The sequence below is a fragment of the Antarctobacter sp. genome, assembly GCF_034670325.1.
In the GTDB taxonomy this organism is placed as follows: Bacteria; Pseudomonadota; Alphaproteobacteria; order Rhodobacterales; family Rhodobacteraceae; genus Antarctobacter.
This window is the reverse complement of sequence record NZ_JAXMNR010000015.1, coordinates 1-25,615: the sequence shown is the minus strand read 5'-3', so window position 1 is coordinate 25,615 and position 25,615 is coordinate 1. Positions and strand designations below refer to the sequence as shown.

Here is a 25,615-nt window from a genome sequence, read left to right as displayed (position 1 = left end):
TCATCCCGTTGTGACCACGCCGCCATCGACCACCAATGCCTGCCCCGTCATCATCCGGCTGGTGTTGGAGGCAAGGAACAGCACTGCATCCACCATATCCTGCGGCCCCAGCGTATCCTTCAGGCATTGTCGGTCCAGATGCGCCGCCAGAACATCCGGAGTAACCCATAGATCCTTTTGTTTGTCGGTCAGCACCCAGCCCGGCGCCAATGCATTGACCCGGATCCTGTCGGGTCCGAATTCCCGGGCAAGGCTGCGGGTCATGCCGTTGATGCCGGAATTGGCGGTTGTGTAGGCCGGATAGCCGGCGTTGCCCATCATGTAGCTGATCGAGGTAAAGTTGATGATCGACCCGCCGCCCGCCGCGCGCATCCCGGCAATCACCGCCTGACAGGCAAAGAAATAGGCCTTGAGGTTGATCGCCTGACTCCAGTCCCAGAAATCCTCGTCAATCTCTTCGGTGGTGTGGCGTTTGTCATTGGCGGCATTGTTGACCAGCACCGTCACCGGGCCATGCGCCTCAGCGGCCTTGGCAATGCTCTGTTTCAAAAGCGAAATATCGGTGATGTCGCATTGCATGTAGAGCGGACGTACCCCGTGTTTTTCCTCCATCCGATCGGTAAATTCGGTGGCGTCCGAGCGCTGGACAAAGGCCACCCTGGCCCCCTGCGCCATCAGTCCATCGGTGAGGAAAGCGCCGATGCCCGCGCCGCCTCCGGTTACAAAAACGCTTTGACCGGCGAGGTCGTGGAATGTTGCGGTCGGGGTCATCAGTGGCTCTCTCTTGTGACCGGGCGGGTGTCTTTGCCGACCAGAAAATCAAGGTCCGCACCCTGATCGGCCTGCAGGACATGATCGACATACATCTTGGCATACCCGCGGGTGTAGTGCGGTTCGGGCGCTACCCATTTGGCACGGCGTTCGGCCAGTTCGGCGTCGGAAACCAGCAGTTCCAGAACGCCGGTGCTGGCGGAAATGCGGATACGGTCGCCGGTTTTTACCAGCGCCAAAGGCCCGCCCGCCGTCGCCTCGGGGGCCACGTGCAAGATCACGGTGCCAAAGGCGGTTCCCGACATCCGGGCATCGGACACGCGAACAATATCGCGCACGCCCTTTTTCACTAGCTTGGCTGGAACTGGCATGTCTCCGACCTCTGGCATTCCGGGATAGCCCTTTGGCCCGCAGTGTTTCAGGACCAGAATGGTGTTTTCGTCCACCGGCAAGTCATCGCGGTCGATATTGGCCTTCAACTCTTCGATGGACTCAAAGACATAGGCCTCGGCCTCGTGTTCCAACAGGTGATCCGACGCCGCCGAGGGTTTGACGATGGCCCCGTTCGGCGCAAGGTTCCCGCGCAGAACCCGCAGGCCAGCAGCCGGTTTCAGCGGCGCATCAAAGGCATAGATGACGTCGCGGTTGTAACATTCCGCCTCGTCGAAATAGGCCGATATATCCTTGGCCATGACGGTATTGGCCGGGCGCACCTTGTGGGCCAGTTCCTGCAACACCACCGGGACGCCGCCCGCGTAGCAAAAATCCTCCATCAGATATTTGCCCGACGGCATGCAGTTGACCAACAGCGGGATATTTCCGCCGATCTCGAAATCCTCAAGCGTCAGGTCGATCCCGACCCGACCCGCCAGCGCCAGCAGATGCACCACCGCGTTGGTCGACCCACCCAGCGCGGCATTGGCCAGAATGGCGTTTTCAAAGCTGGCCTTGGTCAGAACATCGGACAGTTTCAGGTCTTCTTCGACCATCTCGACAATGCGTTTGCCGGTCAGATGCGCCAGCGCCATGCGCCGCGCATCGACCGCCGGAAGAGATCCGTTCATCGGCAGCGCCAAACCCATCGCTTCGGTCAACGAAGACATTGTCGACGCGGTGCCCATGGTCATGCAGACGCCTTTTGACCGGCTCATGCCGGATTCCGTGGCCATGAAATCCTTGAGTGTCATGTCGCCTGCCTTGACGTCCATGGCGAACTTGCGCACGTCGGTGCCAGATCCCAGATCGCGGCCTTTCCATTTGCCGTTCAGCATCGGGCCGGAACTGACGACGATGGTCGGCAGATCGACAGAAGCCGCGCCCATCAACTGCCCCGGCGTGGTCTTGTCACAACCGCCCAGCAGGACAACGCCATCCATGCCATAGGCGCGGATCGATTCCTCGACATCCATTGCCAGCAGGTTGCGAAACAGCATCGCGGTGGGTTTCATCTGGGTTTCGCCAAGGCTCATCACCGGGAATTCCACCGGGAAACCGCCTGCTTCCCAGACGCCGCGTTTGACGCCTTCGGCCAGCTCGCGCAGGCCGGAATTGCAGGGCGTCAGCTCTGACCATGTGTTGCAGATGCCGATGACCGGCCGCCCGTCAAAGGCGTGATCCGGAAAGCCTTGGTTCTTCATCCACGACCGGCGGATAAACCCGTCCTTGTCGAGCATGCCATACCAGCTGCGATTGCGTCGTTCCCCGGTCATATCAGCGTTCCTTCGATGACCCACATCGACTCTGGAAAGGACCAGGGCAACGTCAGGCCGTGATTCATCAGATAGGCACCGCTGAGCACCAGAGGATCGGATTTCAGCGCTTGATCACCGCGCGACAATGGCCCGGCATCGCCGCGGTTGATCAACTCGACCCGATATTTGGCATCCGGCGTCAGTCGGGTCAGTGTCAGCGGGCGCGGTGCGATCTGGCTGGACGTCGCGGCCTTGCCCGCAAAGACCACGAAATTGCCGCCGCCTTCGGCGAGTTGCTGTTCGGCGATGACCGCAGGGTCCGGGCTGTCGAGCCGCAGGATATCGGCGCGGTACATCCAGCTGCGATTGGCTTTCCACCAGCCTGTGACGTGCTTCAGCACGCTGGTTTCTTCCTCTGTCAATTCGCGCGGGTCCATTTCGAACCCCATATGCCGTTGCGCGGCGACCCATGCGCGGAAACGGATATCCAGCGTCCGTCCCGAAGTATGGCATTTGCGCGGGCCGACATGGCTGCCGGTGACGGCCATCGGCAGGAAAATCGCCGCGTTATGCTGCATCCGCAGCCGTTCCAGCGCGTCGTTGCTGTCACTTAGCCAGACGCGATGGGTGCGCGACAGGATGCCAAAGTCGATCCGCGCCCCACCCGAAGCACAGCTTTCGATTTCGACCTTTGGAAAGGCCGCGCGCAACCGATCGATCAGCGCATATGACCCGCGCGTCTGCGCCGCATCCGGCGTCGGCAGCACCCGGTTGTGATCCCATTTGATATATTCGATGGCATTGTCGCTCAGAACCTTGCTCATCCGGTCGAACAGGAAATCCCGAACTTCGGGCAACGCCATGTTCAACGCCATCTGCTGACGGCCCAGAATCTGATCCTCGCCCCCCAGCGCCCAATGCGGGTTGGCGCGGAAGACGTCGGAATTGGGATTGATCATCTCGGGCTCGAACCAGATGCCAAAGGTCATGCCCAACTGGTGGATATGGTCGATCAGCGGCGTCAGCCCGTCGGGATACTTGCGCGGGTCGACCTGCCAGTCGGACAGCGCCTGAGTGTCGTCGTCGCGGTTGCCGAACCAGCCGTCATCCAGCACGAAACGTTCCGCCCCCAGGGCGGCGGCGCGGTCGGCAATGTCCTTGAGGGCGGGCAGGTTGTGGTCGAAATAAACCGCTTCCCAGCAATTGTAGTGCACCGGGCGCGGCCGGTCCGGTTGCGGCCATTGCACGATCTCGTCGCGCAGGTGGCGTTGAAACGCCACGGCACATCCGTTGATCCCGTCATCCGAAAACATGGCATACAGCGGCGCCGTCTGGAACCGTGTCTGGGGGTCCACTTCTATCCGGGCAGAGTGTCCAAACTGGATCTGACGGCGTCCGTCGGGCAGTTCTTCGGCCACCATCCGGTGCCCGCCTGACCATCCGTAATGAAAGGCGTAGGCGTGACCTTGGGCATTGGTTGCCCCGCGGCAGGGCACGATCAATCCGGGGAAATGCTCATGCCCCGTGCGCCCGGTGCGGTTTTCGCGATACCGCATGCCCGGCGCCCACGGGGTCCGGTTGAGTTGAAACTCGCCGCACCACCGCCCGGACACATCAATCATCTCGTCAGATTTCTGCGGACCGGGGAATACGGGCGCGCTGAGCCAATGAAGATGGACCGGTTCAGCGGTTTCAAGCGTTGCGCGGGAACTGATCACATGTGTCCGTGCGTTGATCCCGAAGGACGCGGTATAGGTCAGGCCATTGGCTGTGTCGGTATAGACGAGCACCAGTGTGTCCTTGCCGACGTCCGCTCTTGCAAAGCAGAACTTCGGCAGCAACGGCGTGCCATCCTTGGCCCGCAGGATCAGACCCGGCTGGCCCGAAAAGGTGCGGGTTGCCTCGGGGCACAGCGACAATTCCGGGTTCGCATCCAGCATCCCGCCGGTCACATCGATGGCATGGGCCTGATAAAGTGTGGTGAGGTCCTCGTCGTCCGGCAGCCTCGGACCCCAGTAGACCACCTCGGCGAGGTGGCCCCTGTTGGATCCAAGGACCAAAGTCTGACGGCCGTCATCCAGTCGCCAGCATTGGATCATTTCACGGCTCCGAGTGTCAGACCGGCGATGAAATGCTTTTGCATCATAAAGAACATCGCCACCGGCGGCAGTGCCGCAACAATCGCTCCAGCGCTCATCAGGTGATAGGCCGCGCGGTACTGTGCATTGAACGACGTGATCCCGGCGGTCACAGGCTGAGATTCAGCCCCCTGCGTCAGCACCACGGCCCAGAAGTAATCGTTCCAGATGAAGGTGAAGATCAGGACCGACAGCGCCGCGATTGCCGGCTTCATCAGCGGCAGGACGACATAGACAAAGATCTTCCATTCCGCGACACCCTCGACGCGCGCGGCCTCGATCAGCGGGAACGGCAGCCCCTTGATGAAATTGCGCATGAACAGCGTGCAGAACCCGGTCTGAAAGGCGATGTGGAACAGCACCAGACCGGTCTTGGTGTTGTAGAGGCCCAGGTCCAAAGTCAGATCGCGTACCGGCACCATCAGGATCTGGAACGGTACGAAGTTGCCGGCAACGAACATGAAGAACAGCCAGAGGTTCGATTTGAACCGGTAGATGCCAAGAGCAAACCCGGCCATGCACGACAGTGCCACCGCCCCGATCGCTGTCGGCACCGTGATCAGGATCGAGTTCAACAGGTAACGCGGCATGTCGGATTCAAAGAAAACCTTGCTGTAGTTCTCGAACCCGCCAAAGGCCGAAGGCAGGTTCCAATAGTCACCGGTGGTGAAATCCGCAGCCGGTTTGACAGAGAACAGCGCAACGGCGATCAGCGGCAACAGCCAGAAGATCAACGCCACCGGCAGCATGGCCTGATAGCTGATCTGCGCATTGCGAGATGATTTTTGGATTGGTTTCGGAAACATCTCAGCGTCCCTTCTCTTCGTTGTACATCGACCACAGGAAGTAGGCGATGAAGCAGAGCATGATCAGGAACAGCACGACGGCGATGGCAGCACCATACCCCATGCGGAACCCGTATTCGGAAAGCGCAACTTCGAACATGTAGAAGCTGAGCACCCGGCTTTCGCCGAATGGCCCGCCATTGGTCATGATCGAGATGAGGTCAAAGGACCGCAACGCGCCGACGATGGTCACCACGAAGGCGATGAAGGTTGCGGGCTTCAGCTGCGGCACGATCACATACCACAGCATCTTCCAGCCTTTGGCGCCGTCAAGGCGCGCGGCCTCGACCTGTTCGGGATCAACCGCGTTCAGGCCGGTCAGATAAAGGATCATGCAATAGGCGGTCTGTGGCCAAAGACCGGCGACAATGATGCCGTAGGTCACATAGGTCGGATCACCCAGAACGTTGATCGGCCCCAGGCCAACACTCCCGAGGATGGCATTGAGCAGGCCAAAAGTCGGGTCATAAAACCAACTGAACACCAACCCGACGACAACCTGACTGATCACGAAGGGAAAGAAGAACAGCGATTTGTAGATCCGGATGCCGGTCACGGTCTGATTCAGGAACAGCGCGATGAACAGGCCTGCGGGAATCGCCAGCAGGTAAAGCACCAGCCAGATCAGGTTGTTGCGCAGTGAGGTCCAGAACGCCGGATCATCCCAAAGCTCGCGATAGTTCCCGAGACCGACAAATTCCTTTTCGCCCAGTCCGTCCCAGGTCACGGTCGACACGCCAAAGCTCTGGATGATCGGAAAGATGACGTAGACCATGAAGAACAGAATGGCCGGTAGCAGGAACAGCCACGGCGTAATCGCGATCTCGTTCCGTTTGTACCATGACCGCTGAGGCGGTTCGTATTCGGTTTGCGCAAGCGCGGGCGTGGTCATCTTGAACCTCGATTCATTTTGCACGGACAGTGGTCAAGGGCGTGGGGTGGGCGTGAGGCGCTCGGGCTTTGGCAGGCCGGACCAATCCGCTGCACAATTGTGCCGGTGTGCGCCTCACGGGGTGTCGGCGAACGTGGGGTAGGGGCGGGCAACGGGCCCGCCCCGGAACGCTTATTTGTAGATACGCTCACGCGATTTTTCCAAGCGCTTCAGGATCGCATCCAGATTGTCGGGACGCACCATGAACTCCTGCAGGCCTTCCATACCGACCTTGGCCATTTCAGCCGGGAAGTCGCGGTCGAAGAATTGCGCAACACCACCAGGAGCGTTGGACGACAGCATGGCAAAGCCCTTGTTCAGGAACTTGTCATCATCGACGGCGGACTTTGCGTTGACAGGCAACTGCCCCAGCGCGTCACCGGCGTTGATTCTGGTCTGGACATCGGTCGACACCATGTAGCGCAGGAAGGCGCGGGCGTTTTCCTTGTTCTTTGCACCTGACGGAATGTGGAACGTGTCGGTCGGCGCATCTTCGGCCAGGGCGACATCGGGGTTAATGATCGGGAACTGGTAAAAGTCCAGCTGATCGTCGGTCAGCCCGGCCTCGCGCAGCGGTGCCACGGCAAAGTTGCCAATCAGGTAGGATGCGGCATCCCCGCGGACCATAAACGGCAGGGCTTCTTGCCAGCTGTAGGACTGGTGGTTTTCCAGGAAGGCGCCCATGTCGATCAGTTCGCGCCAGTTGGCGAATGTCTGACGCACGCGGTCGTCTTCCCAACTGACCTCACCCGCAGCAAGCTGCATGTGGAAATCAAAGCCGTTGGTGCGCATGTTGAGATAGTCGAACCAGCCGCCGGCGGTCCACAGGAACTTGGTGCCGATGGCATAGCAGGCCCGGCCGGAATCCACGATCTTGGCGCAGTTGGCCTTTTCCTCTTCCCAGGTCGAAGGTTCGGTCAGGCCCAGTTCCTCAAAGATATCTTTGCGGTAATAAATGCCCCACTGGTAGTAGGTGTAGGGCACGTCCCACTGCTTGCCGTCGATGGTCAGCGCGCCTTTGGTGCTGGCCAGATTTTCCGCAATCTCGGGTTCGGCCCAAAGATCGCTGACGTCCTCGAAAAGGCCGGCCTTGACATAAGGCTTCATCCGGTTTGCCGCGTACCAGGTGGCAACATCGGGCGAATTGGCCGTCAGAAAGTTGCGGATCTGGGTCTTGTAGGCGTCACGGTCGATGATCGTCGTTTCGATCGTCAGGTCCGGATGTAGTTCCTGGAAATCAGCAATCGTCGCTTCCATCGTCGTGCGCGGCGCCGGGTTTGACGTGTCCAGAAAGATGTTCAGCTCGCCCGTCAGCGATTGCGCAGACGCGCCCCCGGCCAAGAGCGCAAAGGCCGCAAGGGTCGCCAGCGGTTTATTGAATTTCAGGTTCATGGTGTCCTCCCTGACACGTTCCAAATAGTGAAATGCAGCAGCCCCAAGTAGCGGAACCGTCAAGAAGGCGTTGGTCGTGATGGAACTGGTCGCATCCTTTGAGCGGCCCGTTAGATTCCCGGAAGTCCTTGAACTATCTGAATTTCCAAAGGGCACGCTCTACCGGTTGATGAAGACGCTGGCGGATGAGCAGATGCTGACATTCAACCCGGATGACCAGACATACAGTCTGGGGGTGCGCCTGATTCGTCTGGCCCACACCGCATGGAAGAACGCCTCTCTGGCGCCGATCGCCAGACCCTTTATCGAATCGCTTTCGGCTGAGGTGGGAGAGACCGTTCACCTTGCGCAGATCGACAACGGACAGGTTTTGTTCATCGACAAGATCAAAGCCGATGCGCGTCCGGACACCCTCGCCAGAGCCGGAAAGATCGTTCCGGCCTATTGCACGGGTGTCGGCAAGGCGATGCTGGCCTTCATGGCGCCCAAGCGGCTGGAACTTGCCCTGCTGCAGCAAGCCTATTTGAAATACACGCCGTCAACACACGGCTCAGCCGAAACGCTGGTCGGCGAACTGCAAACGATCCGGGACGAAGGCATTGCCTACGATCGCGAGGAACACGAACAGGGCACCATTTCCATTGCCGCACCGATTCTGTCGGACAATGGCCGTGTGCTTGGTGCGGCGTCCATCGCGACGTCCACCACCCATTACACGCTGGAACAACTCGACATGTTCCGCGAGCCACTCTTGAAAACCGCCGCGAAAATCGGGGCCGAGGCCACATCCTGGCAGTTTCCGTCATGAACAATCAAACCAAGGGAAATCACGCATGTCCGGTGTAAAGCTTCAAAACGTCATCAAACGCTATGGCGATGTTCAGGTGATCCATGGCGTGGATCTGGAAATCGAAGACGGCGAATTCTGCGTATTTGTCGGCCCTTCGGGGTGTGGAAAATCCACGCTCTTGCGGATGGTGGCGGGTCTCGAGGAAACCACCGAAGGCTCTATGTCCATCGGGGCGCGGGACGTCACCAAAATGGACCCGGCCGAACGCGGTGTCGCCATGGTTTTCCAGACCTATGCCCTGTACCCGCACATGACGGTCAAGGAAAACATGGGGTTCGGCCTCAAGATGAACGGCCACCCCAAGGCTGAGATCGAGGCAAAGGTCGCCGAAGCCACCCGAATTCTGAAACTCGAGGAATATCTCAAACGCAAACCTGCCGCTCTGTCTGGTGGCCAGCGTCAGCGGGTTTCCATTGGCCGCGCGATTGTCCGCGGGCCCGAAGTTTTCCTGTTCGACGAACCGCTGTCCAACCTTGACGCCGAGTTGCGCGTTGAAATGCGGGTCGAGATTGCCCGCCTGCACAAGGAAATCGGCGCGACGATGATCTATGTGACCCATGATCAGGTCGAGGCCATGACATTGGCGGACAAGATTGTGGTGCTGCGCAAAGGGTTTATCGAACAGGTCGGCGCGCCGCTGGAACTCTACCGCGACCCGGACAACAAATTTGTGGCTGGCTTCATCGGATCACCCGCAATGAATTTCCTTGAGGGTGTGGTCAAGGGCGGTCGGGTGCATGTTCCAAGCCTTCAAAACAGCTTTGACGTGCCGGTTGCCCTGCCGCCGGAAGGCACCGAAGTCACCTTGGGCCTTCGTCCCGAGCACATCGAGGTCGATCCGGCTGGCGATACCCACGATATCGATCTGACAGAGGCTTTGGGCGGCACCTCATACGCGTATCTGGTCTCAGCCAGCGGCGAAAAGATCATTGTGGAAGAGCACGGTGATGAGCGTTCACAAGAAGGCATGCGTGTCGGCATCAAGTTTCCAGTTGAACGCACGATGCTGTTCGACCGAAAATCAGAAGCGCGAATTCGATAACGCTGTCGAAACGCAAGCAGCACGCGCTTGAGGTCAAGGCGACGGCCGGCTGGAAGCGCTGAAGGGTGAAGAGACGGCGGCCGTGCTGGCGAGCGGGTTCGGGGTGCATCCGACGATGATCCGTTCGCCTTGCCGTCTCAGACTCGCATAATCTTGATTATGTTAATTTCTAGGACGGGGCGCGTGTCGCCCCGTTATCGCCGCGCGCGCGTCTTGGTCCGCGAGGCGATGACCCCTTTGCCAAGTTCCAGCGTATAGCGTTCCAGTGCGATCAGCACCCGGTCCGCCGCCGCCGCATCACGGGCCTCGATCGCGTCGGCCAGTTGCGTGTGCAGGTCGACGATCTGCGCCCGCGAGCGGGTGCCAAAGGTGATCATGTTCATCAGCGGTTGCATCGCCTCGACCGCCCCGGCCAGTTGATACGACAGGATCGGGTTCGCCGCCGCATCCACCAGCGCCCGGTGCAACGCCACGTCCGAGGCGCAGAACGCCTCATCGCTGAGCGCGGGCTGGGTCTGGCGGTGGATTTCTGCCCGCATGGTCGCCAGATCGTCGGCGCTGCGGCGGGTCGCCGCCAAAGCGGTGCAGGATTTCTCCAGCGCATAGCGCGCCTCACAGGCGACATCGAAATCGACCTCGTTGATGGTCAGCAGCAGGGTCGAGGTGCTGGCGTGCGACACCTGCGCCTCGGGGTAGGACAGCCGCCGCACAAACGCCCCGCCAAAGGCCCCGCGTTCGGTGCGGATCAGCGATTGCGCCGCCAGCCGTTTCAGCGCCTCTCGCACGGTGGGCCGGGATACCTGAAAGGTCTCGGCCAGATCCGATTCGGACGGCAGGCGGTCATCGGCAATCAGATCCCCGGCCAGAATCGCGTCCCGGATCGCCTTGGCGATCTGGGCGGGCAGGTCAGGCAGCTGCTTTTCTTTGCTTCTTTTCATTTGTCTTACATTTAAATGTCAGGCAGTTTAACCGCAAGCCCCGGTTCGGTGTTCAGGAAGAGGAGAGGCACCTTGCTTGCACTGCGTATCAGATCGCTTCGCGGCGCGCACTGGCTGGCCTTTTTTGCGGGTCTTCTGGTGGCCTGGGGCCTGCTGTTCTGGATGGCAGTGCCCGGTGATCTGCGCTCGTTGGAGGCGACCTATGGCGCCTCCCTCATCGAGGTTCTGTGTGGCGGCGCGTTCGGGGCCTCGGGCTTTGTCGCGGCCTTCGCCATGTGGGCGCTGATGGGGGCGGCGATGATGGCCCCCACCGCCCTGCCCGCGCTGGCCACCTATGACGACCTGTCCAATGTGGCGCAGACCGGCTTTGGCAAGCTCTTGGGCGGCTATCTGGCCGCGTGGCTGGGATTTTCGGCACTGGCGGCCTTGGCGCAGGTCACGTTGTACCGGTTGGGGCTGGTCGGTGCGCTGGGGCAAAGCCTGTCGGTGCCGCTGACCATGGCGCTGCTGATCGGCGCAGGCGCATACCAGTTCAGCGCCCTGAAAGAGAGCTGCCTGTCGCGCTGCCGCGCGCCGCTGACGTTTTTCATGCAGCATTGGGACGAAGGGCCGTTTCGCAACGGGCTGCGGCTGGGTCTGGATTGCATCGGCTGTTGCTGGGCCTTGATGCTGCTGGGCTTTGTCGGGGGCACCATGAACCTTGCCTTCATGGGCGTGGCGATGCTGCTGATGACGCTGGAAAAATTGCCCGACCTCGGGCGCTATCTGACCAAACCGCTGGGCGGGGCGCTGATCGCCGCCGGGCTGGCGGTGCCGTTTTTCTGACCCCCCGATTACTCCCCCGTTTCTCAAAGACCAAGGAGACCGCCAATGGCCCTCGACGCCACCACCATTCCCGACTGGACGCTCAAGGGAGAGCTGATCCTGAACTGCAATTGCACCGTGTTCTGCCCCTGCGTGGTCAGCCTTGGCAAACACCCCCCGACCGAGGGCTATTGTCAGGCATGGGTCGGCATCCGCATTGACGAAGGTGCCTATGGCGACACCGATTTGTCTGGCCTGAACGTCGGGTTGATCATGGACATCCCCGGCAACATGGGGCGCGGCAACTGGAAGGCCGCCGCCTATATCGACGACCGCGCCAGCGACGCGGCCTATGAGGCGCTTGTCGCGATCTTCAGCGGGGCTGCGCGCGGCACCACCGGCCTGTTCGGCATGCTGGTCAGCGAATTCCTTGGTGCCGAACGCGCACCGGTCAGCTTTGAGACAGAGGGCAACGCCCGCCGCCTGATGGTTGGCAAGATCATTCAGGGCGAAATCGTGCCGGTGACCAATGCCAGCGGCAAGGAAACCGTGGTCAGCAACACCGACTACTGGATGGGATCGGATATCACTGTCGCCACCGCCACCAAGGGCCGCGTGCGCGCCTATGGCCGGGTCTGGGACTTTGACGGCCGCTCGGCCGAGATCTGCAAGATCGACTGGCGCGGACCGCGCTGACCCCCCGAAAAACCACATCACCGCCTTGGAGTAATGGCAGATGGCCCTTCTTTCCCCTTCCCGGCGCTTGCGGCGCACCCCCTTCTCTGACGGAGTCGAGGCGGCGGGCGTCAAGGCCTATACCGTCTACAACCACATGTTGCTGCCGACGATGTTCCGGTCGGTCGAAGAGGACTACCGCCATCTCAAGGAAGCGGTGCAGGTTTGGGATGTGGCCTGCGAACGGCAGGTCGAACTGCGCGGCCCCGATGCCGGGCGGCTGGTGCAACTGCTGACCCCGCGCGACCTGCGGCCGATGCTGCCGGGCCAGTGTTACTACATCCCCATCGTCGATGAGACCGGCGGGATGCTGAACGACCCGGTTGCGGTGAAACTGGCCGAGGACCGCTGGTGGATTTCCATTGCCGACAGCGATCTGCTCTACTGGATCAAGGGGCTGGCCTTTGGCTATCGCCTTGATGTGCTGGTCGATGAGCCGGACGTGTCGCCGCTGGCCGTTCAGGGGCCAAAGGCGGACGACCTGATGGCGCGCGTCTTTGGCGACGTGGTGCGTGACATTCGGTTCTTCCGCTTCATGCATCTGGATTTTCAGGGCCGCGACATGGTGGTCGCGCGCTCTGGCTATTCCAAACAGGGTGGCTTTGAAATCTATGTCGAGGGCGGCGACATCGGCATGCCGCTGTGGCACGCCCTGATGGAGGCGGGCCGCGATCTGGACGTCCATGCGGGCTGTCCCAACCTGATCGAGCGGATCGAGTCCGGCCTGCTGTCCTACGGCAACGATATGACCGACGACAACACGCCGCATGAATGTGGTCTGGGCCGGTTCTGCAACACCCAGACGGCGATTGGCTGCATCGGGCGGGATGCACTGTTGCGGGTCGCCAAGGAAGGCCCGGTGAAACAGATCCGCGCCATCTCTATCGGTGGGGACAGGGTGCCGGGCTGTGACCGCTACTGGCCGCTCAAGGCGGGGGACAAGACGGTGGGGAGGATCTCTTCGGCGGCGTGGTCGCCGGATTTCAACACCAACGTTGCCATCGGCATGGTGCGCATGACCCATTGGGACGACGGCACCGACCTGACGGTCGAGGCCCCGGATGGTGCGCGCCCCGCCACCGTTCACGAAAAATTCTGGCTATAGGAAAGACATGATGTTCAAGGCTCTGCTTGTTGAAAAAGATGAAGACGGGAAAACCTCTGCCGCGGTGCAGGAGATCGGCGAGGACATGCTGCCCGAGGGCGATGTGACCGTCGCGGTCGATTATTCCACCGTGAACTATAAGGACGGGCTGTGCATCGGGCCGGGCGGTGGTCTTGTGCGCAATTACCCGCACGTGCCCGGCATCGACTTTGCCGGGACGGTCGAGACGTCCGACGATGACCGCTACAAACCCGGCGACAAGGTGGTTCTGACGGGTTGGCGCGTCGGGGAAAACCGCTGGGGTGGCTACGCGCAAAAGGCCCGCGTCAAGGCGGACATGCTGGTGCCGCTGCCCGAGGGGCTGACCACCCGGCAGGCGATGGCCGTGGGTACCGCCGGTCTGACCGCCATGCTGGCGGTGATGGCGCTGGAGGATCAGGGCATCAAGGACGGGCCGGTGCTGGTCACGGGGGCGGCGGGCGGTGTCGGATCGGTCGCCACTGCGCTGCTGGCTAAACTAGGGCACGCCGTCGCCGCCGTCACCGGACGCCCTGAGCAAGAGGACTATCTGCGCGGTCTTGGCGCGACGCAGATCGTTCCCCGCGACGAGCTGACCGAAGTCACCCGCAAGCCGCTGGAGGCAGAGGTCTGGGGCGGTTGCGTCGATGCGGTGGCGGGCGCGATGCTGGGCCGGGTGCTGAAACAGATGCACTACGGCGCATCGGTCGCCGCCATCGGTCTGGCCGGGGGTGCGGTGATCGAAGGCGCGCTGATCACGCCGTTTATCCTGCGCGGCGTCAACCTGTTGGGTATCGACAGCGTCATGCAGCCCTATGACAACCGCGTCCGCGCGTGGCAGCGCATCGCGCAGGATCTGCCCATGGACAAGCTGGAAAGCATGGTGCAGCCCGCCACCCTGTCGGACCTGCCGCAACTGGGCCGTGACATCCTGAAGGGTCAGGTCAAAGGCCGCGTCGTGGTCGACGTCAACGCCTGACCAAAACCAGGTGGCGGGTTACTCCCCGCCACCTGACACGGTCAGTTTGCCGGAATCCCCTTGGGCCGCATCATCCGCTTTTGCGCGGCAATCCGGAACGGCGCGTTCGGCGCGCCGTAGCCGCCGTAGTCCGCTACCCGCTGCACCACCTCGAAAAAGAAGCCGTTTTCGAAGGGCCGGGAATAGAACTGCAAAAACCCGCCCTGCGCGTCCTCGTCATAAAGGATGTCATGCGCCTGCAATTCCGCCAGCCGCGCGTCGTCCAGCGCAAACCGCGCCTTGAGATCCTTGTAATAGTTGGTCGGCATCGGCAGCGGCTGAAACCCCAGCGCCGCCATGTCCCGCGCCGTCGCCAGAATGTCGTCGCTGGCAAAGGCCACATGCTGCACAGCACCACCGAAACTGCCCGCCAGAAAGCCGCCCGCCAGCGTGCGGTGGGTTTCGGCCCCGTTCAGGGTGATCCGCGCGGCCCCGTCGGGCGTATGGATCGCCTGACTGCGCACCAGCCCGTCCGGGTCGATCACATCGGTCATCACCGACCGCTGCATGTCGAATATCGTGGTGTAGAACAGCGACCAGCTGAGCATCTCGTCATAGCTCATGGTCTCGGCCAGATGGTCGATACGGGTCAGCCCCGCGCCCTGCCCACTGCCCGCGCCTTCGGGGCGGAACTCCACCGACCAGACATCCGACAGCCCGCTGCCTTCATCGAGGAAATGCATCACGCTGCCGCCGACGCTGCGGATGGCGGGAATATCCAGCTCTCCGGGGCCGACCGGCTGGTGAAACAGCGTCGCTCCCAGTGCCTTGGCGCGCTCCGTCGTTTGCGCCGCACTTGCCACCCGCAGTCCGACGTCACACAGGCTGGTGCCCGTGGTGGTGTAGACCGAATTGGCAAAGCCGGTCGTCTCCTTGTTCAGGACAACCCGGATCTCTCCCTGCTGCCAGAGCGATACCTTTTTGGCGATGTGGTTGCCGATATGGGTGAACCCCATTGACCGCAGCAAGGCCTGCAGCGCCTCTGCCTCGGCCCCGCGGGTGGCGAACTCGATGAATTCGACCCCCTCGACCGTGACCCGCGCGGGCATGTCCGGCAGGTCGACGCGAATGTCCGGTTCCGCCCGGCGCACGTCATCCATCGTCGCCACCAAAGACCGATAGCCATCGCGCGCCAGTTCCAGCGGCCGACCGCTGCGGAACTGGTCGTTGAAGATCTCAAGGCTGATCCAGCCGTCATAGCCCGTCGCCGCCACCGCGCGCATGAAGTCGGTCACCGGCAGGTCGCCCTCACCGGGCATGTTGCGAAAATGGCGCGACCAGTACAGCAGATCCATGTCGATCTGCGGCGCATCGGCCAGCTGGACAAAGGTGATCTTGTCCGACGGGATACGGCGGATGGTGTTGGGATCGATCCGCCGCGCCAGCGTGTGAAAACTGTCGAGGATCACCCCGATATTGGGATGGTCGGCGCGGCGCACGATCTCCCACGCGTCGCGGTGGTCGTTGACGTGCCGCCCCCATGCCAGCGCCTCATAGCCGACGTGGATGCCGTAACCGGCGGCAATCGCGCCCAGTTCGGCAAAATCCTCTGCCGCGCGGTCGATGCCCCCCAACGCCTGCGGATGGGTCGAGGAACAGATCAGGATACGGTGGGTGCCCAGCTCTGCCATGGTGTCGAACTTGTGCCGCGCGCGGTCAAAGGCGCGGCGTCGCAGATCGCCGGTCAGCCCTTCGAAATCGCGGAACGGCTGGAACAGCGTGATTTCCAGCCCCTGATCGCGGATCATCTCGCCAATCTGACGCGGGCTTCCCTCATCGGCGATGAAATCCTGTTCAAAGATCTCGATCCCGTCGAACCCGGCCTTGGCAATCGCCGCCAGCTTTTCCCGCAGGGTGCCAGAGATCGACACCGTGGCAATCGAGGTTTTCATGCCGCCTCCTCCGCCTCGGCCAGCAGGGCGGCGCGCAGAGCGGGCTCATCCAGCGGCAGACCGGCGAAATGCGCCCAAGCATGCACGCCTTGGTAAAAGAACAGCTCATAGCCGGAAAGGATCGTGGCCCCGGCCGCCGCCGCATCGGTCAGGAACTGGGTGTCGACTGGCGTATAAACCGCGTCAAAGGCCCAGCCCGCGCCCGCCATCGCGGCGGCGGGCAGCGGCGTGCCGCCATAGCCCACCATGCCCACCGGCGTGCCGTTCAGCAGACCCTCGGCCCCTTGGGCGGCCTCAACTGCGTTGCTCATCGCAACCACGCGCACCCCCTGCCCCAGCGCGCCCAGCTCTGCGGCCAGCGCCTCTGCCTTGGCGGCGTCGCGATCCACCAGCCGGATTTCCTGCGCCTTCAGCGCCACCAGCGCAAAGGCCAGAGCGCGGCCCACGCCGCCGGTGCCGATCAGGCAGCAGACACCGGGGGCCGCGTCCCCGCGCACCCCGCGATAGGCGGCCATGAAACCGGTGTAATCGGTGTTCTGCCCCTTGGGGCCGTCCGCCTCGAACAGCACGGTATTGACCGCGCCGATGGCCCGCACCAGCGGATCATCGACAGTGACCTTTGACGCGGCGCGTTCCTTGTAGGGATAGGTGACGTTGATGCCGCGATAGCCGCGACCGACGCAGTGGCCAAAGACGGTGTCGAAATCCTCTCCCATGTCTTTCGGAATCAGCCGGTCGTATTGCACGACCATGTCGTTCTGCCGTCCCACCAGCCGGTGCAGCAGGGGTGAGCGGGACCGCCCGATATTGTCACCGATCAGTCCCAGTTTCAGGTCGGGCGTGTCCGTCATGGTCTCAGACCTCCTTGCCAAAGATGCGTGCCTTGCCCCAGCGCCAGACCGGCGTCTGCGAAACGAAGATCAGGATCACCGCGATGAACAGCACCAGCGACAGCGGGCTTGTCACGATACCCTCAAAGAAGCGGCCCAGATCCTCCCGTTCCGAGATGATGGCCCGTCGCCAGTTGTCATCCAGCAGCCGCGACAGGATCACCCCCAGAATAACCGGCCCCAGTGGATAACCATAGTGCCGCATGAAGTAGCCAAAGACCCCGAACCCCAGCATCCAGTAGACATCGGTGATCGAGTTGTTCACCGCAAAGGCGCCGACGATGCTGAGCAGCATGATCAGCGGGATCATCACGCTGCGCGGCATCTCGACGATCTTGGTAAAGACGCGGATGCCGGTCAGACCGAACAGCAGCATAAAGCAGTTGGCTGTCACAAGGCAGCCGACGATGAACCAGAACATGTCGGGCTGGTCGATCATCAGCATCGGGCCGGGGTTCAGCCCGTGGATGAACAGTGCGCCGATCATGATCGCCGTCACCGCGTCGCCGGGAATGCCCAGCGTCATCATCGGGATAAACGCGCCGCCCACGGCGGCATTGTTGGCGGTCTCGGGAGCCACCAGCCCCTCCATCGCGCCGGTCCCGAAGGGGCGCTCGGGGTGCTTGGTCACCCGCTTGGCGTGATCATAGGCCATCAGCGCGGCGATATCGCCCCCCGTTCCCGGCAGCGCGCCGATCACCACCCCGATGGACGAGGTCTGCAACGACAGCGGCAGGTGCTTTTTCACCGTCGACAGCGAGGGCACGATGCGGCTGATCTTTTGCCGCACGGCGGTCTTGTCGACGTGGTGCAGTTGCAGCAGCGCCTCGGAGACGCCGAACATGCCGATCATCACCGCGATAAAGGAAATGCCCCCCTCCATCAGCCGCAGATCAAAGGTGAACCGTTCCGCAAAGGTCAGCGGGTCGCGCCCCACCGCGCCGATGGCAAGGCCAAGCGCCCCGGCAAAGATGCCCTTGACCAGAGACCCCTGGCTGAGCGAGCCGACCAGCAGGATGCCAAGGATCGCCAGCAGCATGTAGTCACGCGGCTGGAACTTCAGCGCAAAGTCCGACACGAAGGGCGCGGCAAGCGCCAGCACGCCGATGCCGATAAAGCCGCCGATGAAACTCATGACCGTGGTCACGCCAATCGCCGTCCCCGCCTCGCCGCGCTGCGCCATCGGATAGCCGTCCAGCGCCGTGGCGATGGCCGAGGGCGCGCCGGGAATGTTCAGCAGGATTGCCGTGCGCGAGCCGCCATAGACGCCGCCCATATAGATGCCGATCATCAGCGAGATCGCCGGGTAGACGTCCCATGAAAAGGTGAAAGAGATCAGGATCGACACCGCCATCGTGACCGACAGGCCGGGGATCGCGCCCACGTAGACACCGGCAAAGGTGCCCAACCCCACAAGCAGCAAAAGCTGCGGCTGGCTGAACACCAGCAGGAAATCCATCAGTGCGGTCATTTCGCCCCTCCAGAGACCCAAGTGCGGAAATACTGGACAACTTCGGCCTCTGGCACGATGCCCGCGGGCATCAGAACGGAAAACACGATGCGGAAGATCAGCCAGATCACCAGCAGGCTGAGCAGCGCCACCGTCACCGTCCAGACCCAGCCGCGATGCGCCAACAGCTTGATCGCGACGATCAGGAACAGCGCCGAGGTCGGCAGAAAGCCCAGCGGCCTCAGCAGCAGGCCATAGCCCACCAGCAGCGCGACAAACAGGATCACCCGCACCGGCAGGATGTCCTGCATCAGCGTCTCGGCCCGGTCGAGTGGCAGTTTGCCGGTGCGCAGCGCCACCAGCAAGGCACTGACGACCATCGCCAGCGTGGCCGCCATCGGGATGGCCCCGGCGGACGACAGCTTGTCAAAGCCCGCGATGCCATAAGCTTCCCACAGCAGGAACAGGCTCGCCGCCAGCAAGACCACCGCAAAACCCAGTTCTCCGGGCCGCCGCTTGTCTGGCTCGCCTCCGGGTGTTGCGTCAGATGTGCCGTCGTGGTGTTCCGGATCGATGCGTTGCATGGGCGCCTCCTCCCTCTTGCAGCTTCATGATCGAAAAGGGCGCCGCAAGTCGCAGTGGACGAGCGGCGCCCCAAAGGGTCGGCAGGCCCCGCAGGGCTCGCCTGTCCGTGTTATTCGCCCGGACGGGCGATACCGAAGTCCTCGGGAGAGTTCTTGGCCAGACCTGCGTCCTGCAGCAGCCAGGCGGTGCCCTGCTGCCACTTGGACAGGAATGCCTCTGCCTCGGCACCGGAGATGGCCATCAGGGTGAACCCGCGGCCCTCCATCAGCTCGACGAAATCGGCGTTCTGTGCGGCCTCGGCATAGGCGGTGGACAGCTTGGCCACCGCGTCCTCAGGTGTGCCTTTCTTGACGAAGACGCCAAAGAACGGACCCCAGGGCAGATAGGTGTTATAGCCGTCGTCGGCCTCGGTCACCGCAGGCACATCGGGCAGCCGGTCGCTGGGTGCGGTGTCCATGATGGCCAGCGCCTTCATCTTGCCGGCGCGGATGCCTTCGATGGCAGCGCCCAGAACCGCGGGCATCACGTCGATCGCCCCGCCTTGCAGGCCGGTCAGTGCCGGGCCGTCACCGTCGTAGGGCACCTCGATCACGTCCAGACCGCCCTCGACGGCGCTGATCATCGCGTTTATCACCGACGGCAGGCCACCCGGCCCGGTCGAGCCAAAGCGGACCTCACCCGGGTTCGCCGCGATATGGGCCATCATCTCGGCGTAAGTGTTGAACGGCGCGTCATTGTTGGCCACCAGGATCGGCGTGCCGCGGGCCAGAATGGTGACCGGGATGAACTCGCCATAATCCTTGTCGCCAAGGCCCATGATCTTGTACAGCATCGGGTTTTCCGCGCCCATCAGCACGGTGTAGCCGTCCGCCTTGGCGTCGGCGACGTAGTTCAGCGCAATCGCGCCGACCGCGCCGGTCATGTTCTGCATGACGATGGTGCCGCCCAGCAGATCCTCGGCATGCGGCGTGACAGAGCGCATCACCGTATCGGTCGAGCCACCGGCCCCCCACTGGATGATGCCCTGAATTTCTTTTTCCGGGTACTCGGCAGCGGCATAGCCAGCCGAAAGCGCCAGCGCCGCAACGGCGCCGTAAAACATGCGTTTCATGGTATCCTCCCTAAACGTCATCTCTTCCCACCGCCGGTGCAGTCCGACGGACGACATGGGGACAATCGCAACGGATGGGGCTAACGTCAAATACCTATTCTGCGCTCTTGTTAACCTGATGTTACGTCCGGCTGCGCATCCACGGCCCGTCTTCGACCGCCTTTGCCAATTCGCGGCGGAATTGCTGGATGGTGAACTCGGCAAAGCCCGACAGCACCCGGCCCTTCTTGCGCACGACATAGGTGGCAATCCGCACGTCCTCGGTCAGCGGACGGCGGACAACGCCGGGCATATAGACCTCGGCCACCGAAAACTCGTCGATCACCGACACGCCCAGACCGTGCCGCACCAGACTGACGACCGTCTGGGCAAAGCGACCGCGCATGGCGTGGTTCAGCGGCAGGCCCGCCTCGATGAACGGCTGCGCCAAGAGTTTGCCATAAGGGTCGGTCGGGTCGATGCCGACCTGCGCCTCGGTGGCCAGATCATGCACCGACACCGTTTTCTGTGCCGCCAGCCGGTGCCCTTCGGGCAGGATCACCACCAACCGCCCCTCGGCGATCTGCTCGTTCACGACGGCGGCGTTTTCGATGCGCGAACTCATGATCACAAATTCGCCGCGCTCCAGCAGCAGGTAGTCCACGGTTTCCTCGATCTTGAGGATATTGAGGTCGATGAACAGATCGCCGTACCGCGCCCGTACCCGCTGCATCACCCGCGCCGCGATGAACTGCGCCACCGAGGGCGCAGAGGCAAAGGCCAGCCGCACGTCCTCTCCCTGTTGCAGCGCGCCGACCGCGCGTTGCAGGTTCTCGACGCCCTTGTAGACCTCGCGCACCTGATCAAAGACCTTGCTGGCCTCGATCGACGGCACAAACAGCCCGGCCTTGCGTTCGAACAGCCGGATGCCCAGCGACTCCTCGGTGTGTTTCACAAGGCGGCTGATGCCGGGGGCCGAGACGTTCAGCATCGTTGCCGCGCCGCTGATCGTGCCGGTCATCATCACCGCGCGGATCACCTCGATCTGTCTCAGGGTCATTTCCGCCATTGCGCGCTCTCCTTTGGGTTAACCTGAAGTTACGCTCACGCAAGAACAAGCATTTGACGTTAGGCGCGTTTCGGCAAACCCTGTCAAGGATCATGACCATAAGGGGCGCGCTATGAAAGACGCGGGAGAGGCAGAGACCTGCGATCTGCTGGTTGTCGGCTCTGGCGCGGCGGGGCTGGCGGCGGCGGTCACGGCGGCGCAGGGCGGTTTGCGGGTCATCCTTGCGGAAAAGGCGGGGGTGCTGGGCGGCACAACCGCGTGGTCGGGCGGCTGGATCTGGGCGCCCTGCTCTGATGTGGCGCGCCGTCACGGCATCAACGAGTCCGCCGCCGCGCCGCGCCGCTATCTGGCTCAGGTGCTGGGCAATACCTTTAACGCCGAGCTGGTCGATGCCTTTCTGGCCGCCGCGCCAGAGATGGTGGCGTTTATGGAGCGTGAAACCGCGCTGCGCTTTGACTGCGGCGCGCGGATACCCGACACTTACGGCCATCTGCCCGGCGCGGGTCAGGGTGGCCGGTCGGTCATCGCCCTGCCCTATGACGCCCGCGCGCTGGGGCCGGATATCGGCCTGCTGCGCGCACCGCCGCGCGAGACGACGTTCTGGGGTATGACCATTCAGGCGGGCCCGGACCTGCGCGCCTTTTTGACGGCGACCCGGTCCCTGCGGTCGGCGCTGCATGTGGCCCGGCGGCTGGGTCGGCACCTGTGGGATCTGGCGCGCCATGGCCGGGGGATGCAGCTGCGCAACGGCAACGCGCTGGTGGCGCGGCTGATACGCTCGGCGCGCGATCTGGGGGTCGAGATCCGGCCCGCGCACGCGGCCTCGCGGCTGCTGTCCAGCGACGGTATTGTCACCGGCGCGGTGCTGACCGGCCCGCAGGGCGCGGTCACTATCCACGCGGCGCGCGGCGTCGTGCTGACCTGCGGCGGCTATCCGCAGGACATCGCCCGCCGCGCCGCCACCTTTCCGCGCGCGGACAGCCATCTGACGCTGGCCGTGGACACTGCCACCGGCGACGGGCTGCGGCTGGGCGAATCCGCAGGCGGCCAACAGGCGCTGGATCTGGCGGCGGCGGGGGCGTGGTGCCCCGTCTCCAAGGTGGTCTGGGCAGATGGCAAAACGGGAGTGTTCCCGCACATCATCGACAGGGGCAAACCCGGCGTGATCGGCGTGCTGTCCAATGGCCGCCGGTTCTGCAACGAGGGGCTGGGCTATCACGACTACGTCCGCGAGATGCTGACCGCCACCGCCGACCAGCCAGAGCCTGTCTCGTGGCTGGTCTGCGATCACCGCTTTTTGCGCCGTTACGGGCTGGGCATCGTGCGTCCGGCCCCCCTGCCCTTTGGCGGCTGGATCAGATCGGGCTATCTGCGCACCGGCAAGACCCCCGCCGCCCTGGCCCGCGCCTGCGGCATCGACCCTGACGCGCTGACTGCAACGCTAATCCGATTCAACGATCACGCCCGTCAGGGCGTGGACCCGGAGTTTCATCGCGGCACAACCGCCTACATGCGGCTGCAAGGCGACCCGGACATCAGCCCCAACCCCTGCCTCGCCCCGATCGACCGCGCACCCTATTACGCGGTCAAACTGGTGCCCGGCAGCTTTGGCACCTTTGCGGGCCTGCACACGGACGGCTGCGCCCGCGTGCTGGATACGCAGGGCGCGCCGATCCCGGGGCTTTATGCCGCTGGCACCGACATGGCCAGCGTCATGGGCGGACAGTATCCGGCGGGCGGCATCAACCTTGGCCCGGCGCTGACCTTCGGCTATGTCGCGGGCCGCCACGCGGCGCAGGTGCAGCCATGACCCAACCCATGAACCGGGCCCCCGAAAAACGCCCCCTGTCACTGGCCCATCTGACCGCCATCGACCTGCCGCCACCGGCGCTGATCCATGCCGCCGCCAAGGCCGGGTTCGACGCGGTCGGCCTGCGGCTCTTGCGCGTCACCCCCACCAGCCCCGGCTATCCGCTGATGCAAGACCCCGCCCAGCTGCGCGCCACGCAGGACGCGCTCAGCGCCACCGGCCTGCGCGTTCACGAGATCGAATTTGTCAAGCTGGAGCCGGACACCGACCCCGCGCACCTGTGCGCCTTTCTGGACACCGGCGCCGCCCTTGGCGCGCGTGAGGTCATCTGTGCGCCGTACGATCCCGATCTGACCCGCCTTGCCGACCGTCTGGGCGCGCTGGCCGATCTGGCCGCCGCCCGTGACCTTGGCGTCTCTCTTGAATTCTTTCCCTGGACCGTTGTGCCCAGCCTAGAGGCCGCGCTGCGCGTGGTCGAACAGGCCGGACCGACCGCTGGCATCCTTGTGGACAGCCTGCATTTCAACCGCTCGACCAGCCGCCGTGGGACGCTGACCGCCCTGCCCGCGCAGCGCCTGCGCTTTGCGCATCTGTGTGACGCGCGCGTCGCCCCGCCCTACACGACCGACTCTCTGCTGCACACCGCGCGCGAGGATCGCCTGCCCCCCGGCCAAGGCGACATCGACCTTGTGGATTTCCTGCGCGCCCTGCCGGCAGACCTGCCCTTGGGGCTGGAGGTGCCAAGACCCGCGCCCGCCGACCCGGCTGATTCCATCGCCGAGATCATGCGCGCCACCCAAGATTTGCTGCGCAAAACCGACGGAGCGCATCACATCGCTGATCCAACTGCCGAAGGCCACTAGCGGTGTCCGTCGGTCAGTCCGCTGCGCCCGCGCCTAGAACGATTTCGGCTTGGATAGCCCCAAGGCCCGGATCTGTTGCGACATCTGCACAAATGACCCGTCCACATGTTTGCAGATCACCAGATGCGCCCGCGCGGCATCATGCGCACGGCAGGCGGCGACCAGTTCGTCATGCTCTTCCAATATGGCCTCGAACCGGGCGGGCGAAATCCGCAGCCGCGCGGCCTGCACGTTCAGGGACGTGCGCAGGTTGTGCCAGATCTCGGCAGCCGTCTGGTTATAGTGATTGCGGCTGAACACTTCGTGAAACTGGAAATCCAGTCGCCGGAACGCGCGCTGTTCGCTGTGCGGCGTCTCGCAGATCTTGTTCTGGATCGCCTCCAGTTCGTCAATCATCTCGGTCGAGCCATAATCCGCAAACCACGTGACGAAATAGGGCTCTAGCATCTGGAGCACCTCAAACGCATTCTGCAAAAACCCCGCATCCGTGGGGCGGATCGTGGCACCGCGGTTGGGATGGATCTGGACAAAGCCTTCGCCCTGCATCCGGCGCAGCACTTCGCGCACCGGGCTGGTGCTGACCCCGAAACGGTCGGCAAGTTCAGAAACCTTCAGACGTTGACCACCGGCAAGACGTCCCTCGTAAATGTCATCAAGGATCGCTTCATACAGCGAGGTATCCTCGGAACCGTCGTCTTTTGCCATTCGCCTTGTCCGTATTTTCGGATCAGCAGCCACTATAGCGATGCCCCCTTTTCAAAACCAGACCGTGCGTCGCCATGTCAGATGTCCCCCGCATAGTGGCACAGAACATCCGCACCGCTGACCTTTTTGACCGGCGGTCGCGTCGCGTGGCACAGGTCGGTGGCATGGGGGCAGCGGGGCGCAAAGCGACAGCCCTTGCCGACCGCACCCACATCGACAGGTTCCCCGGCCCCCGCGCCACGGCGGCGCTTGCGCGGGTCGGCCACGGGGACCGCCTGCATCAAAGCGCGGGTATAGGGGTGCTGCGGCGCGCTGAACAGCGTCGCCGTATCGGCCACCTCGACGAACTGACCGCGATACATCACCGCCACCCGGTCGCAGATGTGTTCGACCACCGCCAGATCATGCGCGATGAACACAAAGGTCAGCGCAAATTCTGTCTGGAGGTCCTGCAACAGGTTCAGCGTCTGCGCCTGAATGGACACGTCCAGCGCCGACACCGCCTCATCCGCGACCACCAGTTCGGGATGCGTCGAGAGCGCCCGCGCAATCCCCAGCCGCTGCCGCTGGCCGCCGGAAAAGGCGTTGGGATAGCGGTGCAGGAACTCACGGCGCAGGCCGACATTCTCCAGCAGATCACCGACCCTGTCCGCCAGCGCCCTGCCCTTGAGCCCTTCGGACTTCTGCAAGGCCTGACCGACCACGTCGATCACCCGCAAACGCGGGTTGAGCGAGGCCTGCGGATCCTGAAAGATCATCCGCAGCTTGCGCCAGACCTGCCGCAAGCTGTCAGAGGTCGCGTCGGCCAGTTCAACCGTATCGCCGTCTTTGGGGCTGAACTTCATGCTGCCGGAACTGGGGTCATGCACCCGCAGGATACAGCGCCCCAGCGTGGTCTTACCGCTGCCGCTTTCGCCGACGATGCCGAACGTCTCACCGCGCATGACGTCAAAGGACACGGAATCCACAGATCGGAAGAGCAC

General features: G+C 63.0%; 23 protein-coding genes and 1 pseudogene. 9 read left to right on the top strand and 15 right to left on the bottom strand.

The features are described 5' to 3' along the window. The 6 genes from VOI21_RS23580 to VOI21_RS23555 form a co-directional block, all read right to left on the bottom strand. The gene (locus VOI21_RS23580) at window positions 1-771 is read right to left on the bottom strand and encodes an SDR family oxidoreductase (protein WP_323772424.1); all 771 of its coding nucleotides are present in this window, start codon (window positions 769-771) and stop codon (window positions 1-3) included. Then, window positions 771-2,480, bottom strand: coding sequence for an IlvD/Edd family dehydratase (locus tag VOI21_RS23575; protein ID WP_323772423.1), 1,710 nt, complete (start codon window positions 2,478-2,480; stop codon window positions 771-773). The genes VOI21_RS23580 and VOI21_RS23575 overlap by 1 nt, the downstream gene beginning before the upstream one ends. Next, on the bottom strand, window positions 2,477-4,561 hold the full coding sequence (locus VOI21_RS23570) for an alpha-galactosidase (RefSeq protein WP_323772422.1): 2,085 nt from the start codon (window positions 4,559-4,561) through the stop codon (window positions 2,477-2,479). Before VOI21_RS23570 ends, VOI21_RS23575 begins: the two co-directional genes overlap by 4 nt. After that, window positions 4,558-5,406, bottom strand: coding sequence for a carbohydrate ABC transporter permease (locus VOI21_RS23565; protein WP_323772421.1), 849 nt, complete (start codon window positions 5,404-5,406; stop codon window positions 4,558-4,560). Before VOI21_RS23565 ends, VOI21_RS23570 begins: the two co-directional genes overlap by 4 nt. Before the next feature lies 1 nt (window position 5,407). Next, complete coding sequence (locus tag VOI21_RS23560) at window positions 5,408-6,337, bottom strand: sugar ABC transporter permease (protein ID WP_323772420.1); 930 nt, start codon at window positions 6,335-6,337, stop codon at window positions 5,408-5,410. Window positions 6,338-6,508: 171 nt separating this feature from the next. After that, window positions 6,509-7,768: an ABC transporter substrate-binding protein gene (locus tag VOI21_RS23555; protein WP_323772419.1), complete on the bottom strand. Its 1,260-nt coding sequence runs from the start codon at window positions 7,766-7,768 to the stop codon at window positions 6,509-6,511. Between the two features lie 67 nt (window positions 7,769-7,835). On the opposite strand from VOI21_RS23555, the pseudogene VOI21_RS24250 reads away from it, so the two are divergent. The 3 genes and pseudogenes from VOI21_RS24250 to VOI21_RS23545 form a co-directional block, all read left to right on the top strand. Next, a pseudogene (locus VOI21_RS24250) lies at window positions 7,836-7,964 on the top strand (helix-turn-helix domain-containing protein); the annotation flags it as partial. After that, window positions 7,938-8,576 (top strand): IclR family transcriptional regulator, encoded by a 639-nt coding sequence (locus VOI21_RS23550; RefSeq protein ID WP_416359001.1) that lies wholly within the window; start codon window positions 7,938-7,940, stop codon window positions 8,574-8,576. The pseudogene VOI21_RS24250 and the gene VOI21_RS23550, both read left to right, overlap by 27 nt. 25 nt (window positions 8,577-8,601) lie before the next feature. Beyond that, the gene (locus tag VOI21_RS23545) at window positions 8,602-9,660 is read left to right on the top strand and encodes a sn-glycerol-3-phosphate ABC transporter ATP-binding protein UgpC (RefSeq protein WP_323772418.1); all 1,059 of its coding nucleotides are present in this window, start codon (window positions 8,602-8,604) and stop codon (window positions 9,658-9,660) included. Window positions 9,661-9,854: 194 nt separating this feature from the next. Here the strand turns inward: VOI21_RS23545 and VOI21_RS23540 are convergent, their stop codons facing one another. Next, on the bottom strand, window positions 9,855-10,598 hold the full coding sequence (locus VOI21_RS23540; RefSeq protein WP_323772417.1) for a FadR/GntR family transcriptional regulator: 744 nt from the start codon (window positions 10,596-10,598) through the stop codon (window positions 9,855-9,857). Between the two features lie 72 nt (window positions 10,599-10,670). Between VOI21_RS23540 and VOI21_RS23535 the strand changes: the two genes are divergently transcribed. From VOI21_RS23535 to VOI21_RS23520, 4 genes are read left to right on the top strand one after another with little or no spacing between them, the layout of a single operon-like run. Further along, window positions 10,671-11,423, top strand: coding sequence for a DUF2182 domain-containing protein (locus tag VOI21_RS23535; RefSeq protein WP_323772416.1), 753 nt, complete (start codon window positions 10,671-10,673; stop codon window positions 11,421-11,423). A 45-nt stretch (window positions 11,424-11,468) separates the two neighbouring features. Beyond that, on the top strand, window positions 11,469-12,098 hold the full coding sequence (locus VOI21_RS23530) for a DUF1326 domain-containing protein (RefSeq protein ID WP_323772415.1): 630 nt from the start codon (window positions 11,469-11,471) through the stop codon (window positions 12,096-12,098). A 40-nt stretch (window positions 12,099-12,138) separates the two neighbouring features. Next, on the top strand, window positions 12,139-13,242 hold the full coding sequence (locus tag VOI21_RS23525) for a dimethylsulfoniopropionate demethylase (RefSeq protein ID WP_323772414.1): 1,104 nt from the start codon (window positions 12,139-12,141) through the stop codon (window positions 13,240-13,242). 10 nt (window positions 13,243-13,252) lie between these two features. Continuing rightward, window positions 13,253-14,239 (top strand): MDR family oxidoreductase, encoded by a 987-nt coding sequence (locus VOI21_RS23520; protein ID WP_323772413.1) that lies wholly within the window; start codon window positions 13,253-13,255, stop codon window positions 14,237-14,239. A 41-nt stretch (window positions 14,240-14,280) separates the two neighbouring features. On the opposite strand, the gene VOI21_RS23515 is transcribed toward VOI21_RS23520, so the two are convergent. The 6 genes from VOI21_RS23515 to VOI21_RS23490 all read right to left on the bottom strand — a co-directional run bounded on the left by VOI21_RS23515 (window position 14,281) and on the right by VOI21_RS23490 (window position 21,254). Next, window positions 14,281-16,170 (bottom strand): bifunctional sugar phosphate isomerase/epimerase/4-hydroxyphenylpyruvate dioxygenase family protein, encoded by a 1,890-nt coding sequence (locus VOI21_RS23515; RefSeq protein ID WP_323772412.1) that lies wholly within the window; start codon window positions 16,168-16,170, stop codon window positions 14,281-14,283. Continuing rightward, window positions 16,167-17,021: a shikimate dehydrogenase family protein gene (locus VOI21_RS23510; RefSeq protein ID WP_323772410.1), complete on the bottom strand. Its 855-nt coding sequence runs from the start codon at window positions 17,019-17,021 to the stop codon at window positions 16,167-16,169. The genes VOI21_RS23515 and VOI21_RS23510 overlap by 4 nt, the downstream gene beginning before the upstream one ends. Window positions 17,022-17,025: 4 nt before the next feature. Further along, window positions 17,026-18,531: a tripartite tricarboxylate transporter permease gene (locus tag VOI21_RS23505; protein ID WP_323772409.1), complete on the bottom strand. Its 1,506-nt coding sequence runs from the start codon at window positions 18,529-18,531 to the stop codon at window positions 17,026-17,028. After that, entirely contained in the window at window positions 18,528-19,094 is a 567-nt protein-coding gene (locus VOI21_RS23500) for a tripartite tricarboxylate transporter TctB family protein (protein WP_323772408.1), read from the bottom strand. Before VOI21_RS23500 ends, VOI21_RS23505 begins: the two co-directional genes overlap by 4 nt. A gap of 110 nt (window positions 19,095-19,204) precedes the next feature. Continuing rightward, complete coding sequence (locus tag VOI21_RS23495; RefSeq protein ID WP_323772407.1) at window positions 19,205-20,206, bottom strand: tripartite tricarboxylate transporter substrate binding protein; 1,002 nt, start codon at window positions 20,204-20,206, stop codon at window positions 19,205-19,207. A 121-nt stretch (window positions 20,207-20,327) separates the two neighbouring features. Then, entirely contained in the window at window positions 20,328-21,254 is a 927-nt protein-coding gene (locus tag VOI21_RS23490; protein ID WP_323772406.1) for a LysR family transcriptional regulator, read from the bottom strand. 112 nt (window positions 21,255-21,366) lie between these two features. Between VOI21_RS23490 and VOI21_RS23485 the strand changes: the two genes are divergently transcribed. Next, the gene (locus tag VOI21_RS23485; protein WP_323772405.1) at window positions 21,367-23,064 is read left to right on the top strand and encodes an FAD-dependent oxidoreductase; all 1,698 of its coding nucleotides are present in this window, start codon (window positions 21,367-21,369) and stop codon (window positions 23,062-23,064) included. Next, window positions 23,061-23,927, top strand: a complete 867-nt coding sequence (locus VOI21_RS23480) for a sugar phosphate isomerase/epimerase (RefSeq protein ID WP_323772404.1) — start codon at window positions 23,061-23,063, stop codon at window positions 23,925-23,927. The genes VOI21_RS23485 and VOI21_RS23480 overlap by 4 nt, the downstream gene beginning before the upstream one ends. Window positions 23,928-23,960: 33 nt before the next feature. On the opposite strand, the gene VOI21_RS23475 is transcribed toward VOI21_RS23480, so the two are convergent. Together VOI21_RS23475 and VOI21_RS23470 are read right to left on the bottom strand one after the other, a co-directional pair. Next, a complete protein-coding gene (locus VOI21_RS23475) occupies window positions 23,961-24,632 on the bottom strand; it encodes a GntR family transcriptional regulator (protein WP_323772403.1) in 672 nt (223 codons plus the stop codon). 77 nt (window positions 24,633-24,709) lie between these two features. Beyond that, window positions 24,710-25,615, bottom strand: a 906-nt coding sequence (locus tag VOI21_RS23470; protein WP_323772402.1) for an ABC transporter ATP-binding protein, incomplete at its 5' end; no start/stop codon positions are given.

Bases quoted from the DNA above. Each gene is read 5' to 3' on its own strand.
- VOI21_RS23475 (WP_323772403.1), bottom strand. From the start codon at position 24,632: ATGGCAAAAGACGACGGTTCCGAGGATACCTCGCTGTATGAAGCGATC.
- VOI21_RS23490 (WP_323772406.1), bottom strand. From the start codon at position 21,254: ATGGCGGAAATGACCCTGAGACAGATCGAGGTGATCCGCGCGGTGATG.
- VOI21_RS23485 (WP_323772405.1), top strand. From the start codon at position 21,367: ATGAAAGACGCGGGAGAGGCAGAGACCTGCGATCTGCTGGTTGTCGGC.
- VOI21_RS23560 (WP_323772420.1), bottom strand. From the start codon at position 6,337: ATGACCACGCCCGCGCTTGCGCAAACCGAATACGAACCGCCTCAGCGG.
- VOI21_RS23550 (WP_416359001.1), top strand. From the start codon at position 7,938: ATGAAGACGCTGGCGGATGAGCAGATGCTGACATTCAACCCGGATGAC.
- VOI21_RS23505 (WP_323772409.1), bottom strand. From the start codon at position 18,531: ATGACCGCACTGATGGATTTCCTGCTGGTGTTCAGCCAGCCGCAGCTT.
- VOI21_RS23545 (WP_323772418.1), top strand. From the start codon at position 8,602: ATGTCCGGTGTAAAGCTTCAAAACGTCATCAAACGCTATGGCGATGTT.
- VOI21_RS23520 (WP_323772413.1), top strand. From the start codon at position 13,253: ATGTTCAAGGCTCTGCTTGTTGAAAAAGATGAAGACGGGAAAACCTCT.
- VOI21_RS23575 (WP_323772423.1), bottom strand. From the start codon at position 2,480: ATGACCGGGGAACGACGCAATCGCAGCTGGTATGGCATGCTCGACAAG.
- VOI21_RS23500 (WP_323772408.1), bottom strand. From the start codon at position 19,094: ATGCAACGCATCGATCCGGAACACCACGACGGCACATCTGACGCAACA.
- VOI21_RS23530 (WP_323772415.1), top strand. From the start codon at position 11,469: ATGGCCCTCGACGCCACCACCATTCCCGACTGGACGCTCAAGGGAGAG.
- VOI21_RS23570 (WP_323772422.1), bottom strand. From the start codon at position 4,561: ATGATCCAATGCTGGCGACTGGATGACGGCCGTCAGACTTTGGTCCTT.
- VOI21_RS23480 (WP_323772404.1), top strand. From the start codon at position 23,061: ATGACCCAACCCATGAACCGGGCCCCCGAAAAACGCCCCCTGTCACTG.
- VOI21_RS23495 (WP_323772407.1), bottom strand. From the start codon at position 20,206: ATGAAACGCATGTTTTACGGCGCCGTTGCGGCGCTGGCGCTTTCGGCT.
- VOI21_RS23540 (WP_323772417.1), bottom strand. From the start codon at position 10,598: ATGAAAAGAAGCAAAGAAAAGCAGCTGCCTGACCTGCCCGCCCAGATC.
- VOI21_RS23525 (WP_323772414.1), top strand. From the start codon at position 12,139: ATGGCCCTTCTTTCCCCTTCCCGGCGCTTGCGGCGCACCCCCTTCTCT.
- VOI21_RS23555 (WP_323772419.1), bottom strand. From the start codon at position 7,768: ATGAACCTGAAATTCAATAAACCGCTGGCGACCCTTGCGGCCTTTGCG.
- VOI21_RS23565 (WP_323772421.1), bottom strand. From the start codon at position 5,406: ATGTTTCCGAAACCAATCCAAAAATCATCTCGCAATGCGCAGATCAGC.
- VOI21_RS23510 (WP_323772410.1), bottom strand. From the start codon at position 17,021: ATGACGGACACGCCCGACCTGAAACTGGGACTGATCGGTGACAATATC.
- VOI21_RS23580 (WP_323772424.1), bottom strand. From the start codon at position 771: ATGACCCCGACCGCAACATTCCACGACCTCGCCGGTCAAAGCGTTTTT.
- VOI21_RS23515 (WP_323772412.1), bottom strand. From the start codon at position 16,170: ATGAAAACCTCGATTGCCACGGTGTCGATCTCTGGCACCCTGCGGGAA.